This is a genomic window from Mesorhizobium sp. XAP4, from assembly GCF_029269325.1.
GTDB classification, from domain to species: domain Bacteria; phylum Pseudomonadota; class Alphaproteobacteria; order Rhizobiales; family Rhizobiaceae; genus Mesorhizobium; species Mesorhizobium ciceri.
In genome coordinates, this window is the sequence record NZ_JARIXW010000012.1 from 41,401 (window position 1) to 60,192 (window position 18,792).

Genomic DNA, 18,792 nt, shown 5'->3' on the forward strand with positions numbered 1-18,792 from the left:
ATTGAGCTTAGTCGCGGTCAGCGCATCCGTGTAGGGGGCGAAATCTACAGCGAGGGTTTGGCAAGCCGACGGGTAGCGGGAGTGCAAGCTGGCCCGCTCGGCCTTGGCGACCAACCCGGCCCTCGACGCCTGCGGACATTCGGAGATCGCTCCATCGCGTTTTTACGTCGTAAGTTCGTTGCTGATCGAGATTAGGAGATCGTCTGTCCTGTTTGACATTGCTGGTCTCCGCAGCCTTCTAAGCGAGGAGCATGGCTGTGCCGGGGTCGCGTAAGTGGGTGACAAGGCCGGTCACTCCTGCCGGCCGACGTGGTCTTTGAGAAGGTGGAGGTTGCGCTCCGGCTGGAGAGCATGGTGCCAGTTTTCACAAGACAAGGGTCGCTTAATCGAATGGGCGTCAAGTTCATAGATTGCGAACAGATCATGGGGGGATTTGAATAGTGCTACTGACCGAGGCAGAGCTGAAAAGAGTTGCGAATGCCAGTCGAGGGCATAGAGCCGCATCGATCGTTCTAAAGGAAGAGACGGCCGCAGCTACAGCCAGATCGTCATTCGACGTTTTTCTGTCACATTCTTTCAAGGACGCAGAGATCGTTCTCGGTGTGAAGCGAATTTTCGAGGAGCTTGGGTTCACTGCTTACGTAGATTGGGTCGAAGATTCACAACTGGACCGCACAAAAGTCTCCTCGGCCACCGCCGAGTTGCTGCGGACCCGTATGAGGCAGTCAAAGACGCTAATCTATGTGCATTCAAACAATTCTCCAGGATCCAGATGGATGCCTTGGGAGCTTGGCTTTTTCGATGGGTTTCGGACCGCGGTAGCGGTTCTGCCCGTGGCAAAAAATTCTTCGGAAACATTCTCCGGGCAAGAATTTTTGGGCCTATACCCTTACATTGATGGGACAGGACCTGCATTCCTGTTTATGAACAGAGGGACCGCGCCTCGCTCAAGAATAGGCTCTGTAAGCTCGACTGCTAACCTCACGTTTGCCAAATCCTGGCTTAAAGAATTTACCGCCACAAAATAGACTGGTGTGCTTCAAAAATGAAATATCCTGGACTCTATAATAGCGCCGATGTGGCATCCAACGAGCAGCAGGCGACGTTTCTGCGCCTGATCCGGGCAGAGTACGTTCTTCTTTTTTTAGCGTCGGTGCTCTCTTTGGACTTGTCGCCATCAAAAGCCTATTTCGGTGTCTATGCTGCGGTATTTCTTTGCTCAATGGGAGTCCTCATTTTCCGGTCGGTCACAAAGCCCGAGCAGGTCTGGTATCAGGCTCGAGCTCTGGCAGAGTCGGTGAAGACATTGACTTGGCGCTTCGCGATGCGAGCACAGCCGTTCGATGACGCGCGCGCCGCTGACGCCAGAGCTGATTTTCGAAAGCTCATGGAAGGTATCCTTGATAGCAATCGTCACCTTGGTAGCGCGTTGAGCGGCACCGATTCAGCATCCCCCCAAACAACCGACCAGATGATGTCGATAAGGGACTCCCCGCTAAAAGAAAGAAAAGACCTATATCTGCAGAGACGAATCTGCGACCAACGGAAGTGGTACGAGAAGAAGGCGCGCTCGAACAAGAGGTCCGCGAAAGTCTGGATGGGCCTTGGTATTTTTGCATACGCTCTGGGATTCTCGTTCATCGTAGTACGCATCGCTGACCCCGCGATGCCAGGCTGGCCGACCGAGCCGCTAATTGTCATCGCCGCCTCCCTTATCGGGTGGACCCAGATCAAGAAATTTAACGAATTGGCATCGGCTTACACGTTGACAGCTCACGAGATCGGCTTGACTGCCGACCTTATTACGGACGCCAACTCGGATGAGGCATTCTCCGCCGCGGTGAACGAAGCCGAACTGGCTTTCTCACGGGAGCACACCCAGTGGGTTGCTCGTCAAAACAACTAAGAGACAACAATGGCATACAGCGATTCGACCTATGTAATATTTGACGGCGATGAAGACGCTTGGGCATACCGCTTTATGAAAGGGTGGAATGCCAGCGAGAATGTGAGTTTTGAATTCGCGAACGCTCACGATCTGGACAATATGACGAGCCGAGCACAGGACGAAGATTATGTTAAACGCAATCTTCGCAACAGAATGAATGGATCGAGCCAGGTACTTGTCCTGATCGGTGAGAAAACGAAAAACCTTTTTCGCTTCGTGCGCTGGGAAATGGAATTGGCCCTTGATCTAGGTCTGCCGATAATCGCAGCAAACCTTAACGGCTCGCGGCAACAAGATGCGAGCTGTCCGCCTATCATCAGGGACAAATGTGTTGTGCACGTGCCGTTCAAGATGAAGGCCATCAAGCACGCGCTAGCCAATTGGCCGAGCGAATTTCATCGGCTTTCAAACGCTCAGCGTGGCGATGGCGCCAGGAGCTATGGCGAAAGCACCTATCGCGATCTCGGCTTATAATCGCCCACCTAAAAGCACTTAGCCGCCAAAACATCCTCGCCATCCGCTGGCGGCGACTAGCCTTAGCAACGTCCGCCAGCGTGTTCCGAGCTTGCCGAGCGATGATAAGAAGAGACGTCCGATTTGCTGAGTTTGGCTGAAAGCTGCAGGTCATGTGCAACCTATTAGAGGAGCCCCGCTCGAAGCGTCGGATCGTCAGACAAGATCATGTCGCGCGAGGGCGCTGGTTTCGCGAGGAAAAGGAGCGGCTGTTCGATGTTTGAGGCTTGATCCAGCGTTTCGAGACTGCACGAGCGGCCAGCATTGATGGAGGCAGCTTTTCAGGCTGCGCAATTCTGTCGGCTCGCCCCCTCCTGCGAGCCGCAGCTCGGTTCGCCCTGGGCAGCAACCACGAATTTGCGATCGCAAGAAAGGCAACACGCTGACGATAGAACTTGGCGGCGCTGGTCGGCTGCGAATCAAGATGTCGATGGCAAGGAGCTCTCGCCGCGCGTCTTTGCCGGGCCGAACCTTCTGGCTATGCTCCTTGGAGAAGTCTGCCGAGCACCAGCCGCCGCACCGCCAAAGCGATCAATATGCGCGAGGGCACGACCTCAGCCTCTCAGCGCTGGCCAACCAGGTTGGAGCCTGTGCCGCGGCACGGAACCCGCTGCCTGCTGATCGAGGCGAATGTGCTTTGCCCTGATCACCTGCATTACCACCCTTGGGAAGGTCAAGACCGATCCGGACCGTCAGAATGTAAGGGATGACCGGCAGTTCGGCGGAACATGGCCGCCGGCGCTCTATCGTGCCTCGCGCGGCCGGCGGGAACAGCGTCCCGAGCGCTATTCATCCTTCAATATCGCCCGCTAATCGGGCACTATGCTGGGCGCATGCGCGTCGTAAGCTGTTCGTGTTTGCAGGACGCGCCCCCGACCCTCGGCTAAGGCGAAGGTGACGCCTTAGTTTTCACGGCAATTCGGGCCGATCCCGCGAATTCCACGGCGAATAACCTGCATTCCCGAGAAACTCGAGGGACGTTTCCGGTATGCTATTTGCTAAACAGGTGGCTGGCCGAGTGCCCTCCGCCAATTTATCGCGAGGAGAGGGACATGCGCTTGAGCAATCTGGGAACCGAGCAACTCCGGGAGAAGGATAGAAGCTTCGTCTTCCATCCTTCTACGCATCTGGCCAAGCACAGCCGAGGCGAAACGCCAAATAGGATTATGGCCGGTGCGGAAGGCGTCTATATCTGGGACACCGAAGGCCGAAGGAGCCTCGACGGTTTCGGAGGGCTCTACTGCGTCAACATGGGATATGGATGCACGGAGATCGCCGAGGCCATTGCTAGGCAAGCACACGAATTGCCGTTCGCACACGTCTACGCCAGCCAAGGTACGGAGCCGGTCGCCCTCTTGGCAGAGGCCGTGGTCGAGTATTTCGGTCAGAACATGCGAAGGGTCTATTTCGGCCTCTCCGGTTCCGATGCCAACGAAACCAACATCAAGCTGGTCTGGTACTATAATAACATTCTTGGCCGGCCCGAAAAGAAAAAGATCATCTCGCGAAATCGCGGCTATCACGGGTCTGGATTGGTCACGGGTAGCCTAACTGGCCTTCCCTTCTTTCACAATTTCTTCGACCTGCCTCTGGATTTGGTGCGCCATACAACCACGCCGCACTATTACCGCCAGGCGCGTGTCGAGGAGAGCGAGGAAGCGTTCTCCCGGCGCTGTGCCGATGAGCTTGAAGCCTTGATCCTGGCCGAAGGACCGGAAACGGTTGCAGCTTTTATCGGAGAGCCGGTACTTGGGACAGGAGGTATTGTGCCGCCCCCCAAAGGGTACTGGACGTCCATTCAAGCGGTGCTCGACAAATACGATATCCTTCTAATCGCGGATGAAGTGGTCTGCGGCTTCGCGCGAACCGGCGAGAAGTTCGGTTCCCACCTGTATAACATGCGTCCGGATTTCGTGACCATCGCAAAGGGTTTGAGTTCCGCCTACCTCCCCATCTCCGGGTCAATCATTGGCGACCGTGTCTGGTCGGTTTTGGAACAAGGAACTGAGAAGCACGGCGCACTCGGCCACGGCTGGACATATTCGGGGCACACGCTTTGTGCCGCAGCCGCGCTCGCCAATATTCGACTGCTTAAAGAAAAAAATATTTTGGAGCATGTCCGCGATGTTGGACCGTATTGGCAAGACCGGATGAAGGCCGAGCTGGCGGGACATCCCATCGTTGGTGAAGTTCGCGGAGTGGGTATCCTGTCGGCCGTAGAGATGATGCGGGACCCAAAACAAAGGATACCATTCGAACCCGACCTTCAGGTCGGGGTGCGCACTGCAGCTGCTCTGTTTGAGAATGGTGTCATCGGACGGGCCATGCCGCATGGCGACATCCTCGGTTATGCACCCCCCCTGATCATTACCCGAAAAGAGATCGACATCATTGTCGACGCGACGGTAAAGTCGGTCGATACCACCTATCGCGCGCTGAAGGCCGAGGGTGCCGTATGATTTTGCGATCGCGAAGGAGCGAGTCCGGAGGCAGGCATGTCCCTGCGAGCTACTGCGCCGAGCAGACCCAAAACTGTTGAATTCCAGATATCTGATCTTGAGCATGCTCCGGGCTATTTCAGTCACGATTTGTAACCGAATCAGTTCTGCCGCCGCTGTCCTGTTGCCCAACGACCAGGACCTCTGTGCGGCGCGCCCTGCGGGTGTACCTCCCCGCCGGCAGGGCGCCCTTTTTGACCCACGTAATCAGTATCATTATGGCCCGTGCGGGATCGAGGGTCTGGTAAAGGTCATCTGCACGTTCCGATGCAGATTGAGCTTAGACGTGCCCTTTACATCATTGCAGCGGGCCACGGTCGCCGGTTCCAAAGTGCGGCAATGCCGAAGATTATCTTCCTTCACATCACAAAGAGCAGAATAATCATTGCGGTGTATTTTACCACATCAGGTATATAAAAGCACGATACTCACACACCACCCCGTTCACAAGGAAAGGCATTTTAATATTGTTGAGACGATTTGCCTATCAAAGAAAAGAAAGCATCGCAACACTTCTTTGCGGATCACGGCGCCCCGGGTGGGGATGAGCGGCTATCCGAATTGTTATGCTAATGCCGACCCAAATTCCTGCAAAAGCTGGGGTCAATGATGGCTTTTGGTCAGCGCAGGATGATTTCTCCTGATTTGGTCGGTGCAGGGGCGGTCATGACTTAATGCAGGGCAGCATTCTGGAGCCCGGTCAGCCCAGCGACGCCCGCGAATTCAATCGCGTTTGTCGGACATACACGACGCAGCCGGAAGGCGTGCAGAAAGAGGAAGAATCGAGCGCGACGATGACGAGGGACATGCCACTTGTTTTCGAGACATTCCTTGAAAGACTGTCACAGAGTATCGATGAGGCAGATTTCCGGGATGCCATGGCTGAGGCGGCCGGACGACTTGACCTAATCTTCTTTGCCTACCTCTCCTTGCCAGCACGGCCTTCCGGCAAACCGAGGTTAATTTCGAACTATCCAACCCGCTGGACCAGACAGTATCTGGAAAATCAGTATGAGAAACTCGATCCTGTGGTCTTGCGTGCTCGAAATGGCGGCTGCCCGTTTCACTGGGGATCGAATTTGGGAGGCGATAAAATGTCGCCGGCTCAACAGCAGCTATTCGATGAGGCGGCTCAATTCAGCATCTGCTGCGGTTTGACGATCCCAATTGTCGATCTCCGCGGCCGCATCGCTGCGGTTACTTTTGCCGCCGATGAGCCTCGTCCAGTATTTCTTCGGGTCGCTGAGCGGTACGAACAAGCTCTTCAACTGATGGCGGCCTGCTTTCATCGTTGCGTTCGCCGCAAATTGCCGAGCGATCGAACAGTGGATGGGATTTCGCTGACATCCCGCGAATATGAGTGCCTGAGGTGGGCAGCGCGGGGTAATTCAGCCTGGGTGACCGGCCGCATCTTGGGTATCAAGCCACGCATGATCGCTTTTCATTTGGACAATGCCAAGAAGAAGCTAGGCGTGCGAACCCAAAATCAGGCTATAGCCCTTTTGGGGTCCGAAGGGTCCTCAATTCTCTGAGAAGCTTTTTGATCCCCTTGTGCTCGGGCCATTCGATCGCGCGCTTTGTATCGAGCGTTGACTGGATGCCGAGATCTTCTGTTCCGCCGGCTCGGGCGATGCAGCCGTATTCTTCCAGTCCGCGCCGGTGATCATAGTCTATGGGTGCTCGAGCGGGTGTTTCGTCGCTGACGAGCTAGTCGTGCGGTTATATAGTTTCCGAGGATGGCCCGCTTGCATACCTGCCTGCCGGTAATCTCTAACCCTTGACTTAGGGCGATGGCTATCGGTTATGCGGCTTGAAAGCGAAGAGGTGGACCCTTCGTCGAGCGCCGGTACGATATGGAGTGCTGCTCCGGGCTAATACCCATCCAGACAGAGCGGAACCTTCTATCACGTCAGACGCTCGGACAATTGCCAAAACCCGATTTCCTGGGAACTGAATTGTGCTCGCCACCGGGTCCATTTTGCCGGCGCGTCTGTGGTGCAGGCCCCGATCAGCCTGACCAATGGCACAGGAACTGCCTGCTTCTATGACCGAGCACTGCGAATTTGTCAGCTGGCGAACAATTCCTTGTAGCCGCTCGTCACCATCCAGTTCGCACGGTCGAGATGACTACGAAGCGCCTTCCTGGCGCGCTCCGGTTCAAGTGCCGGATCAATGCCGAGGATCAGTTGGGCCATTTCCTCTTCGGGCGCCTCATCGGCTGAGGCGTCCAGGAGCCTCATATAGATGGTAAAGTGCGCCCTGTCGTAGGCGGTAAGACGGTCAGACCAAGGGACTTCGTCGAGCAGTGTTGAGCTTTGAGTCCTATCTGTTCCCGTTGATCGATTCATGTCTGCCGCGAACCTCGCATGTTGATCGCTGGATCCAAGGCAGAATATCCCAAAATGGGATAATCCGAAACGGGGATTAGTCGCTGAGCCGGTCTCTACCTGACCGGTTCACCTAAATGCCCAAATCTCTTCGATCTCCCCGCCACCAGCGGTTTCTGGCCCAGTTGATCTCACTGCGCAATGTCAAAGGGCTGACGCAGGCGCAGGTGGCTGAGAAGCTTGGTCGTCCGCAATCTTTCGTGGCGAAATATGAGGGTGGCGAGCGGCGTCTCGATATCATTGAGTTTCTCGACGTAACTGCGGCCCTCGATGCTGATCCGTGTGAGATTCTGTTGAGCCTGCGCACGTAGTGGGCGCCCGCTCCCTCACCGCGCGTGCCGTGTGCCGGTGGGTTGATCCCCGCTTTTCTTGGCTCTGGCGTCTCGACCATTCCGCTGCGCCTCCTAGCGCGTCGTTAGACTCTCGCAATTCTCTCTGTTTGTGCCTTTCCCAGCAGGTGGCGCCGTATCCTTCTAGGCCCGCCGCGGCGTCCCGCAACCCTTAGCCAGCTGTGAGCTTTCAGTAGGTCGTCCATCCGGTCCTCCGGATGCGGTGCGGCTCAGACGGCGCGCCCCTTCCTGTCATGACTCGCCGCCGCACCGCTTCCTGGGAAGCAGCCATTGGCGAGCGGAGGACAAAACGATGAGACCAGCGAAGCGCTGGGCCATCCGCGCCGACTGGAAGTCCTCGCGATCATCTTGGAGCGGCATTCGCGCTGTGGTGATGCGTCGATGCATGGTGGTTGCGCTACTTCGTTGCTTGAAGCGAAGCGACCGCACCGCCCATTTCGTCAATTGGCGAACAAATCCTTGTAGCCGCTCGTCACCACCCAGTTTGCACGGTCGAGATGACTGCGAAGAACGATCCGTGCGCGCTCCGGTTCGCGTGCCGGATCAATGCCGAGGATCACATGGGCCATTTCCTCTTCAGTGGCGTTGTCGGCTGAGGCCTCCAGGAGCCTCATATAGGTTGTAAAGTGGTCCTTGTCGTAGGGCGTGATGCGGTCCGACCAGGGGACCTCGTCGGCGAACGGCGTGTTCGATCTGGGCTGCAACATCGCTAATTCTATCTCCGGCCGATGGACCCGCGAAGCCCTGTGCCTGCTAAATGTGGATTACATATTATAGTTGATAAACTCAAGCCGCCTGATCCGCTGGCTTGCGTGCATGGATATGCGCAAGTTGGTCGGACGGAATGTGCAGAGGATCAGGCAAAGGAAGCGCCTGACGCAGGAGCAGCTTGCGGAGATTTCCGGGTTCAGTCAGCAGTACATCAGCGGCTTGGAGAAAGGCCGAAGAAATCCCACAATTATCACGATCTATGAACTGGCATTGGCCCTCGGCGTCAGCCACATGGATCTGGTTCGGCCCGACAAACAGGCCTGATGCCCCCGCCCTCCAAGTAGCTGGCGGCCTGATGGCGCGCGCCGGGTGCTTGTGAGCCCACGCTTTTCTTAGGTCCCCCGGCAGCCCCTGCCATTTAGCTCGCCCTCGCGCGGGCGCACCCTATTGGACAGTCGGCCGCTGCGTTTTTGTCAGCTTTTCCTGGGACGTGGGGTGGTCGGCATTCCCTTTTAGGCCCGCCGCGGCCTGCCGCAACCTTCGCTCTCGCTTCAGGTCCTTCTCTTGGTTACGGTCCTTCGGATGCGGTCTGCCTCTTTCAGCGGGCCTAATCGCCCCACGGGGACAGGCACGCGAGACTAGTATGGAGCGTTGCGGTTAGCGCGCGAACAGCAAAGGAACCGAAAAAACAGGCAACTGTCGCAGCATGGCTGAACCAGCCATCGTGTCGGCATCTAGGAGCCGCGTGTTCGCCTTGCGCTGACACTGGCAAATAGTCTGGCTGAAGCATTCCACCCACAATACCAAAGCCCGTCCCGATCCAAAGCGCTTCTAAGCCCTCCATCTCAGGCGCGAGGCCTGCTGGCCAGTGCACCTTCTTGGTCCGCCGGAAGAGAGCCCCGCCCTCTCAACAATCGGCTTCATGAGGTCTCGCCCTGCAGTGTCGACCGTAAAAAAGGGCGCGCGAGGCGCCCTTCATTTAAACCGGCAGTCGGGAAGCAGACTTCACTCTGATATTCAAAAGCGGTAGGTGACACCTGCGCCTATCAGCCAGGGATCGAGCTCCGCCTTCCCCGTCAGCTTCGCGCCGGCCACCGTGACGTCGAAGTCCGGCTTCAGGAAAAGCTTCTTCACGTCGAAGTTGAGGCCCCAGTGCTGGTCCACCATGTAGTCGAATCCGACCTGGAGCGCCGTGCCGAACGTGTTCTTCACCTTGAGAGCATCAGCGCTGCCAGTGTCCTGGTTGTAGAAGATCGTGTAGTTCACGCCGGCGCCGACATAAGGCTTGAACGCGCCGAGATCGGTAAAATGGTACTGCAACGTGAGCGTCGGCGGCAGCAGCCAAACTTTGCCGATGTTGCCCAACCCTCCGATCGTCCCTTGGCCCGCGATGTTGGCATAAGTGGTACCGAGTATGAGTTCGGCGGCGATGTTGTCGGTGAAGAAATACGAGATATCGAGTTCCGGCGTCACCGTGTCCGAATACGAAAGACCGGAGCCGGGAAGCGTATCAACGTAGCCCAGATCTTTCGTAACGACGCCCAACGCCCGCAGGCGGACCTGCCAAGGGATTGGCGCTTCGGTGACCGAGGCTCCCGTCTCCGCCAGGACGGTCTCTGCTTGCGCAGGCTCCGCGGCGACGGCCTGCTGTCCCACCATGATCAGGGCCACCGCCGCTGCTGTTGCCCGCGCTACGCCCATTCGCGTTCTCGCCATGAGATTCACTCCTTGATGTTCAGAAAGGATGCACTGCACTATTTCGTCTCCTGCTCGAATGAATTGTTGATGGACCTCAAATGCCCCTCTTGCGTTGCAACGCGTTCCGCCGTCTCCGGAAGGTGATCGTTGAAGCCGATTGCGCTGCGGAGAAAATTGGTGCCTAGACTGATGAATGCGGCTTGCTCCCGATTGTCCTTGCCGCAGCCGTGCCCGCCTGCGCTGGCCTCGTAGAAGTAAGCGGGATAGCCAAGAGCCTGCAGTTTTGCGGCCATCTTGCGCGCATGGCCCGGATGGACGCGGTCGTCGCGTTTCGTGGTGGCGATCAGGATAGGCGGATAGGGCTGTCCCGGCGCTGCGGCGTGATAGGCGGAGATTTCCTTCAGGAAAGCCCAATCGTGAACCTTGTCCGGATCGCCATATTCGTCGATCCAGCTCGCGCCCGCCAAGAGCTTGGTGTAGCGACGCATGTCGATAAGCGGTGCTGTGCAGAACAGAGCCCCGAAATGCTCAGGATAGCGGGTCAGCATGTTTGCGATCAGCAGGCCGCCATTTGAGCCACCCTCGGCGGCAATCCGCCTCGGCAGGGTGATGCCCCTTCGCACGAGGTCGGCGGCAACGGCGGCGAAATCGTCATGGGCGAGACGCTTGCCCTCCCTGCGCCCGGCTTCGTGCCAGCGGGTGCCGAACTCGCCGCCGCCGCGGATGTTCGCCTCGACACACGTGCCGCCGCGCTCGAGCCACAGCTTGCCCAGCGGGGAGTTGTAGTAGGGCAGGAGTGATACGCCGAACCCGCCATATGCGGAAAGGTGAATCGGAGCATCTCCGTTCCCGTTCGCCGGACCAACCTGCGTATAGGGGATCAGCTCATGATCGATAGAGACTGCCTCGTGGCGCGTGACCACCAGTCCGGATGCATCGAAATTCTCCGGGCTGCGCTTCAGGATTGCTGAAGCGCTGAGAGACGGCGCGGCATTCATATCGAACAGCAAGAGCTGCGGCGGCGTGATCGGATCCTGAGCACAGATCAGGACCTCTCCATTGGTCTCGTGAACTGCCGCATCGAATGACCAGACGTCGACAGTACCTTCGGCGGGCAGGGTGTTCAGGACTCGGCGCGTCCATTCCTGGTGGCCGGGAGTGAACATCTCGAAACGCGGTACGAGATTGACGAGGTAAGAGATAATGAGCTTCCCGTCATTCCAGAAGAATGACTGCATGGAGCGCCTTTCCCCTGGTTGAAACAGGGTCTCAAAATGGCGTCCGCCGGCGAGGAAAGAGGAAAGCGAGATGCCGATCAGCGCGTCGGCGGGATGGGTGGTGCCTCCCACCGTCCAGGGCTTGCGCGGCCTTACCGCCAGCCAGTCGCCGAAGACCCGCCACGAGGCGTCGCGAGGAAGATCGATCTGCCTCCTCGGCCCGCTCCTATCGCCGATCCAGCTGATCTTCTCGAAGAAGGCCGGCTGCTCGATGAACCAAAGGCGCTCGCTGCGGCCGGTGCGGTCCGAATGACCAGACACTTGGAAGCTTTCGAACCCGGCCTCGAAGATTGCCGGCGTGGTGAGGGGATCCGCGTCACGCTTCCACAGTCGAACGGTGCGCGCATAGCCGGAGCGGGTGGCCATGCCATTACCAAGCGCACTGGAAAGCAGAAGCGTGTCAGGGTCCAGCCAATTAACGTAGCCTTTGGCCTCGGGGAGGTTGAAGCCGTCCGCGACAAAGCTCAGAGAGATCAGGTCGAATTCGCGATGCACGACCGCGTCGCTGCCGCCGCGCGACAGGCGCAGAACGGCTCTTTCCCGTCTCTCCGGCTCGATGGACGCGCCGTCCCAGATCCAATCCTCTCCGTCGCTAGCCGCGAGAGCATCCAGATCGAGCAGTAGCTCCCATTGGGGATCTGCCTTCATGTAGGCGGCAAGGGTGGTCCGGCGCCACAGTCCGCGTGGATTTCCGTCATCTCGCCAGTAATTGTAGAGGTACTGACTACGGCGCGCGATCAGGGGAAGATTGTCGCGATTGTCGAAAATGGCTGTCAGAGCCGCGCGGTCGCGCTCGAACTGCGTTCCACCGAAGTGCTTGAGAGTCCTTGCCGATTGGCCGGCGGCCCAGGCAAGTGCCCGCTCGCCCTCTACATCTTCAAGCCAGACATAGGGATCGTCGTCGGGAGCATCCAGCGTTGGACGGACATCAAATGCGTTCATGTCCGGACAGCCTTCAGAAAGAAGGGATAGAGGCTTCCGTCGGCTCGGGAACGCTCAGTGCTGGTAGCGGCGCCCACATGTTCGAAAAGCGTGATCATTGATGAGTTCTTTCAGTCGGTGCGGCATCGCAGTGCTTTTGCGCATAGGGACCGCAACCGTCGTGCCAACTGGGAAAATCGTTTCGGAACAATGCGATCACTCTGGAAGCGTTGTGTCACATGTCCGACATCGTCGAGAATCCGACAACGAGTGCTCCTCCTAATCACCGGATCAACCTCCGGCGCCAGGCGGTGACACCGTGCAGAACTCGAGCAGTGAAGCTCATTGGTGAACCTGGTTGACGCCCAACATCTTCGCTCTGGAGCGCTTCACGCACACGGATTCATGGCAGACACCATGATGCGATCGATGCGGTTAGAGACCAAGCTGGCTGCGCCTGTGAGTTTCAGCCGCCAGCTGGAAGCAGCTGAGTTCTGACGAGAAGGGTGGGGCACCCCTTGGGCGACCTGATGGTTGCCCAAGCCCTGCCGCAATCTTGGCCTGCACCGTCCCCTTGATTGCTGTCGATCAAGCCAGGAAGCTGCATTCGGGCGAACGCATGGGGCTGGTCCCCATGGCAACTTGGGCTGATGTGGGGCCGTCCGATATGCGATACGAGGGTCTAGGATAGGGGAGCTCGGGCTCGGTAGTATATCAGCGAGACGGCTAATGGTCGACGAAGTCTTCCTGACGCCACGCATTGGTATGCCGCAGCAACAGGGGCGTTCGGGCGCAAGTCTGGTTGTGAAATCGGCTGCTACAGGGGCATGCCGCGCTTCATCTCCATACCGTCAGCGAAGAAAGCGCGGCGCGAGCATCACCAAAGAGAAGCGGCGCGCCGTTCGTTTGCGGTCCACTGACCAGTCGGCTTCACCTGTACAACACGGGCTGGCATAGCGTGAAACTTAGCCTCCAATGGCGGAAATTTCCCCCAGGAGACCTAGATGACTAAGCTTATAGCACCCGGGCTACGACAACCTGCCCACAACCAGCGTCGAAGCCACCGCCACGCCACCAGGTCTTCAGGGAACGTCCTGAACGGAACCCAGCCGGGCACTCCTATCAAAGCGACTCCCTTCGCATGCTCAGGCCGCGCTTGCTGTCGCTGCGCGGGACCGACGGAGCGCTAACAACGAAGCCGCTCGAGACCCGCGTGGTGGAAGGCAGGACCGTGCGGCTCGAGACCATCCCGGAAATCATCGCCAAGAAGGTCTATTACCGGGGATTTCGGAAGCCAACCCGCGCGACATCTTCGACATCGCCGCCGCAGCCCGGTCGCAATTGGAGGAGGTCGTCAACGCTCTGCGTGCGCTCCCAGAACAGGTCGCTCGAACCAGACAGCGGATGGAAAAACTCAACCCTGAATTCGTCGGCCGCGCCATTGCACAGCTGATGATCATGCCCTGACTACGAAGCGTCGGCCGCCGACAGTCTGGACGCAGCGTTCGCTGTGCTCGACGAGGTGTTGTCATCACTCAAAGAACCTGACCCCCACGACCTAGCGACCAACCGAGGGAGGGGAGGGGTTTCTCAGAGCCCGGACGCCTTGGTGAGGTTGGTCCGGAATCTGCCGCGCCTCCGCTGATATTTGCGGGTCATCTCGGCCGAGGCATGGCCGAGCTGCTTCTGCACGTAACGCTCCTCGACGTCGGCCGACGAGGCAAGTCCGGCGCGCAGCGAGTGGCCCGAAAACAGCAGCGCCCGTTACCCTTCCGGGAGATCGGAGGGGACGCCGGCGGCGATCGTCACCTGCTTGACCAGGCGGGCGACGTGCTTGTCGGAGAGCCATTCGACGTCGACGGTCTTGTTGTCCTTGAAGATGCGGCGGAACAGGGGTCCACGTGCGATGCGGCCAAAGCGGATCCAGCTCTCGAGCGCGGCTACGGGGTAGGTGTGGTCGCTGGAGCCGCGGCCGACCTCGACCTCGCGCCAGCCGGTCTGCCGCGCAGGGTGACCAGCAGCCCTTGCCGTCAAAAATCTCGATCCAGCCGGCGCCATCGCTGTTGTCGTCGCGCATGGCGTTGAGACCGACGATCTCGGAGCGCCGCAGGCCGCCGCCACAGCCCAGGAGCAAAATAGCGCGGTCGCGCAGGCCCTGAGGTCGTGGCCGAGCGTGGCGATCATCGCCAGCAGATCGTCGCCAGGACCGCCTCTTTCTGCCGCGGTGGCTTTGCGTGCTTGCGGCGAATGCCGGCAAGAACCGTATAGATATGCCGCTCCGCGCGGTCCAACGGCCGGCCGCGCTGGGTAAAGTTCCAGGCGAGGCCGGAAAGCCGCCGCTCGATGGTCGCAACCGAAAGGGCAGGGGCGCCACGCTTCGGATCGCCGGCGGCGGTGCCCAAGGCACAGGCGCTGATATTGAGCCTGATCACCTTCGAGCCCGGAGGCAGGGGATCGAAGCCAGCGCGCCGGCACCAGGAGGAAAAATGCCGCCAATCCTTGGGGTAGGCGTCGCGCGTGTTCTCCGAGGTGGCGTTGTAGCCCCTCGCGGTCTCGACCAGTTCCTGGACATGCGCCGGGACTCTTTGAGCCGGGTCTCCATCTCCTTGTAGAGCTTGTCAAGCTCGCCATCGACTGGCTTCAGGTCGTCGATTGAACATTGCGTCATCATAGGCTTTGTGCCTTGTTGTAGCAGGCATCGTCCGTTCGCGCGGCGGACACAGACATCACCGTCGCTGAGCCGAGAACGACGGTAAAAGAAAATGCACTCACTGACTTCATAACCAATCTCTTTTGCGGGTGATTTAGAAACGGACGCCGAGCTTGGCGCTGAACCCGTGTGTCTGGGCATCCGAGGCGATCTGTCCCTGATAGGCGATGCCGAACGTCGCGTTCTCGGTGATGTTTACGTCCAGCCCAGCTTCGAGCAGAGCTGCGTTCTTTGCGATCGGCACGCCCTTGATGGCGAAGGACGAACCGCCAGCAAAGGCAAGAGCGGTATCCGGCCTGACGTCGCCGAAGGCGTGGCGCCAGCCAAGACCGCCGCGCGCGGTAGCAGTCACGGTGCCGAGGGTCAGTACCGTCGACGCACGCAGACCTAGCGTGGTAAACGCCGTGTCGCTCGAGCGATCCCCGCTCGACAAGGCGGCTGCGCCGCCATTCTCGGTGAAGCCATCGGCGTCAAAATTCACATAAGCGAGATTAGCGTAGGGCTCGAAGGAAGCCGAAGCCGTATTGATACGGTAGCCGAGCTCGCCAAAGGCCTGGAACGTGCCGGCGTCGTAATCGGCCGAAAGGCTGTCGGCGAAGCCTGGAAAGACCACGGACCTGCCGGTCTCGATGCTGTGCCAGGTATAGGCAAGGCCGGAACGAAAACCGAGATTGCCGTTCTGCCTGCCGGCAAAAAGACCGAGATGGTAATTCTCGCTCTAGCCCGACGACGCGCGATCGTCCGCCTCCAAGGAGGTATGGCTGTAGCCGCTGATGAGGCCGAGCCGCCAGCTTTCGCCGACAGCCGCGTCACCGCCAGCCAGAAAGCCGCCTGTCGAGTGATCGAGACCGGCGGCATTGCCGTCGCTGTCGAGATGACCCCAGGCGCCGAAGCCACGGCCCCATACGGCGAAATTCTCACTCGTTGCCGGGGCCAGTTCCAGACCACCCAGCCCATAAGTCATCACCGGAACGCTGGAGGCACCGACGCCGTCGAACGCCGCACGGATCCGTTCGCTCGCGGCATCGCGTACAGAATGACTGTCCTCGATGAGGCCGCTATGAATGGAAGCATGAACCTCGCCTGATAGCATATCGAAAGCGTTGCGGGCTTCCGGCGCCGTCAGGAACAGGATGTTGTCCTGGATCGGATTACCGCTTCCAAGCGCCTGAGCCGCTGCGGCGACCGAGCGTTGATTGAAGGTGCTGGCTACATCGGCAAACGCCGTCGATGTGCGGCTGATATCGAGATAGACATTGTTGGCATCGTAGACGAGCTGGAAATCGACGAAGGGCGTCGCGTCTGTTGCCAGAGCCCCCGTCAGCCCGCCATAGGTGCCGCTTACGCCGCCTGCTGCGGAGAGCAGAGTATATCGGGCATCGACCAATAGCGTTCCCTGCCGCAGGAGCTCGATCTGCGCGCCGCTGTCGATCGCCGCTGCTCCGCCAACATCGATGAGATCGGACGACCTTGCGAGGTCGACCTGATAGATCGATCCGGACTGCTGCGCGAAATCGCCCGTGACAGTCATTGTGGTGACGATCCTGCTCGGATCGGTCGCACTGCCAGGAGCGACCGTGCCGCCCTCGGAAATGGTGACCGCACCGTAGGTGCCGCCGCCTGCGACGACACCGCCGCTGTTTGCGATAGCCGTGCCCCCGATCTGCCCGTCATTCCCGAGAAAGCCGGACGTGGTCGCATCATGGGAAAGCACACCTGTATCGGCAAGCAGCAATCCCGCGCCGGAACCGACCGTCGTCATGCCGGAAAAATTGTTCTTTCCGCTCAGCGTTTGCACGCCACCGGCAACGAATAGTTTGCCGCCCATATTATTGTTATCAACGTCGAGGTCGTTGATGCTGCCGGCGAAAGTGTCGTTCGAAGCCGTTAGCACCAGGGTACGCTTGCCCAGTTCGACCGTTCCGCTGCCACTCAGGCTACGAATACGGGCATCGTTGTAGGCGTCGGAGATTCCCCAATAGTCGCTGCCATTTCCATGTTCGGAGATATCGAGCGTGCCGTCTGCAACGACTTTCGCTGACCGTTGGATGTTGCCGAGCCCCGCAAGCGAGAGATAGGCATCCTGAGCAATATTCGTCTCGCCGGTGTAGGTGTTGACATTCGTCATCCGGACCACCGTCTTTGTATCAAGCGTCAGCGATCCGGAGCCGGAGACGACACCCGCTATGCCGACCCCGCCCTCATTCCCCATGCTCGTCGTGATCCTGCTCAGACCGGTCCCTTCGGGTGCGGATGAATCGGTAGAGAAGTTGCTGGCAGTGACGAAATGTGACGTATAAGCGGTATACTTCTTCTCCAGATCGAAAATGACCGATCTGTTTTTGAAGAAGTCAAGACCGGCAACAAAACTGGTCTGGTCGTTGGGTTGTTCCGTCGTGCCGCTGGTGTAGGTGAAGTCGATATTGTCCAGCCTTACCGGATCGCCATCCGTTCCTGCGATTGTAACGCTCGGGATGTTGCCCGATGCGCTTACGATCTCGCGTTGCTCATTTCTCCGAACATTTTTAAGTTCGACGCCCGCATCCTGAAATTGCTTCAGCATCGCATCACTGATCTCCAGACTGCCACCGCCCGGTGTGCCGGTGTCGAGCAATACCGCGGTCTTGTTGGGGTCGGTGATTGGTGGGGCTCCATCCTTAACCGTGTACTGCAGATTGTAGCTGCCTTCGTATTCGGTCGAGGCATTGGCGCCAGAGCCAGGAAAATTCTGATAAGAATCCTGATCTTTTTCCTCGGGTTCTCCCCATGGCATGGCATTAGTATATTGGGCCCGGAGGCTTGGATTGAGGTTGACAATCGTGCAGGGGGAACAGCCAGGCGTTTGGTCGCTCTCGGAATCCGGATTCACATTGGCGGAGACCACGTAGCCAGACCTAGTGACACTGCCCATCATGCCCCAGACACTTGTCTTGCCAAGAAAATCGCCGGCCCCGAATGTACCTGCGAAATCGCCGCCTTCGTCTGCCATCTTGCCAGCGGTCATTTTCGCCCGCTGCTCCTTATCGGCGTGATAAGGTTCTTGGAGATCCTGACCATACATATCTTTAAGTCCATCCGTCACGGATCCCGGCGTGCACTTAAGATTGTTGTCCTTGCAATACGCATGGGTATAGACAAAATCGAGAATGCGAGCAGCCCGGTATTTCTTATCGCTTACAGACGGCCCGTCGATTGTTATCTTTTGATCTGGATCGACATATGTAAATTTATCAATTTCCACGTTCTGAAGCTTATTACCATACGTTCCGTCCCCGTACGTATATACGTAAGGCGTGTCGGCAATCGGGCGGACCCCGGTCACCTCTGACCCGATCTGCGTGTTGAGCTGGTCCGAGCCCGTGTCGAATACGTATCGCTGCGCGTTGCCATTGTTGATCTTGGCCCAGATGCCCAGGCGGTCATGGCCTTCCCCGACATACTCCAGCGGGATCGAAATCGGGTCGTCGGCCAACGCTTCTCCAGTTGGAAATGCTACCAGACCCACCCCGAGAGACACAGCCGGCAGGAATACCGTCGTCATCGCGGTGGTTGCCGCCAGAAAGTTCTTTGTCCTGAAACAAGCCTGCATACCTGGTCCTCGAAAAAGTCTCGCAAACTGATTGATCATTGGAACGGCCTCCTGAATGTTGTTTAACGAGACCCTTTATGGCGGCCCTGGCTGACAACAGCCTGAAAGCTGCAAGCGGCCTGCGAGAATGGGGCGATCCTGAATGACGACAGGTGCTGTCAACAATGGATGAGTGCTCGGCCTGAAAGCT

10 protein-coding genes and 3 pseudogenes are annotated in these 18,792 nt (G+C 58.3%); 7 read left to right on the forward strand and 6 right to left on the reverse strand.

From position 1 onward, the window contains the following. Positions 1–1,045: 1,045 nt before the first annotated feature. From P3C39_RS31480 to P3C39_RS31500, 5 genes and pseudogenes are all read left to right on the forward strand, one after another. On the forward strand, positions 1,046–1,906 hold the full coding sequence (locus tag P3C39_RS31480; protein WP_063169305.1) for a DUF4231 domain-containing protein: 861 nt from the start codon (positions 1,046–1,048) through the stop codon (positions 1,904–1,906). Between the two features lie 9 nt (positions 1,907–1,915). Continuing rightward, complete coding sequence (locus tag P3C39_RS31485; RefSeq protein ID WP_275954946.1) at positions 1,916–2,422, forward strand: TIR domain-containing protein; 507 nt, start codon at positions 1,916–1,918, stop codon at positions 2,420–2,422. A 480-nt stretch (positions 2,423–2,902) separates the two neighbouring features. Beyond that, a pseudogene (locus P3C39_RS31490) lies at positions 2,903–3,323 on the forward strand (transposase); the annotation flags it as partial. Between the two features lie 190 nt (positions 3,324–3,513). Beyond that, complete coding sequence (locus P3C39_RS31495) at positions 3,514–4,920, forward strand: aminotransferase (RefSeq protein WP_063169303.1); 1,407 nt, start codon at positions 3,514–3,516, stop codon at positions 4,918–4,920. A gap of 833 nt (positions 4,921–5,753) precedes the next feature. After that, positions 5,754–6,491: a LuxR family transcriptional regulator gene (locus tag P3C39_RS31500; RefSeq protein ID WP_275954953.1), complete on the forward strand. Its 738-nt coding sequence runs from the start codon at positions 5,754–5,756 to the stop codon at positions 6,489–6,491. 534 nt (positions 6,492–7,025) lie between these two features. On the opposite strand, the gene P3C39_RS31505 is transcribed toward P3C39_RS31500, so the two are convergent. Next, positions 7,026–7,307 carry a DUF2285 domain-containing protein gene (locus P3C39_RS31505; protein WP_126105024.1) on the reverse strand — a complete coding sequence of 94 codons (282 nt, stop codon included), beginning with the start codon at positions 7,305–7,307 and terminating at the stop codon, positions 7,026–7,028. Between the two features lie 116 nt (positions 7,308–7,423). Here P3C39_RS31505 and P3C39_RS31510 point away from each other — a divergent pair, with 116 nt between their 5' ends. Next, complete coding sequence (locus tag P3C39_RS31510; RefSeq protein ID WP_126097360.1) at positions 7,424–7,657, forward strand: helix-turn-helix transcriptional regulator; 234 nt, start codon at positions 7,424–7,426, stop codon at positions 7,655–7,657. A 479-nt stretch (positions 7,658–8,136) separates the two neighbouring features. Here the strand turns inward: P3C39_RS31510 and P3C39_RS31515 are convergent, their stop codons facing one another. Continuing rightward, positions 8,137–8,403, reverse strand: coding sequence for a hypothetical protein (locus tag P3C39_RS31515; RefSeq protein ID WP_275954945.1), 267 nt, complete (start codon positions 8,401–8,403; stop codon positions 8,137–8,139). Between the two features lie 109 nt (positions 8,404–8,512). Between P3C39_RS31515 and P3C39_RS31520 the strand changes: the two genes are divergently transcribed. Then, positions 8,513–8,731 carry a helix-turn-helix transcriptional regulator gene (locus P3C39_RS31520; RefSeq protein WP_029354714.1) on the forward strand — a complete coding sequence of 73 codons (219 nt, stop codon included), beginning with the start codon at positions 8,513–8,515 and terminating at the stop codon, positions 8,729–8,731. Between the two features lie 693 nt (positions 8,732–9,424). On the opposite strand, the gene P3C39_RS31525 is transcribed toward P3C39_RS31520, so the two are convergent. The 4 genes and pseudogenes from P3C39_RS31525 to P3C39_RS32970 all read right to left on the reverse strand — a co-directional run bounded on the left by P3C39_RS31525 (position 9,425) and on the right by P3C39_RS32970 (position 18,641). Next, positions 9,425–10,123, reverse strand: coding sequence for an OmpW family protein (locus tag P3C39_RS31525; RefSeq protein ID WP_024505687.1), 699 nt, complete (start codon positions 10,121–10,123; stop codon positions 9,425–9,427). A gap of 38 nt (positions 10,124–10,161) precedes the next feature. Then, on the reverse strand, positions 10,162–12,324 hold the full coding sequence (locus tag P3C39_RS31530) for a prolyl oligopeptidase family serine peptidase (protein ID WP_275954943.1): 2,163 nt from the start codon (positions 12,322–12,324) through the stop codon (positions 10,162–10,164). Positions 12,325–13,893: 1,569 nt separating this feature from the next. Then, a pseudogene (locus P3C39_RS31535) lies at positions 13,894–14,864 on the reverse strand (tyrosine-type recombinase/integrase). Positions 14,865–15,107: 243 nt separating this feature from the next. Continuing rightward, positions 15,108–18,641, reverse strand: a pseudogene (locus tag P3C39_RS32970) (autotransporter domain-containing protein). Positions 18,642–18,792: the final 151 nt, after the last annotated feature.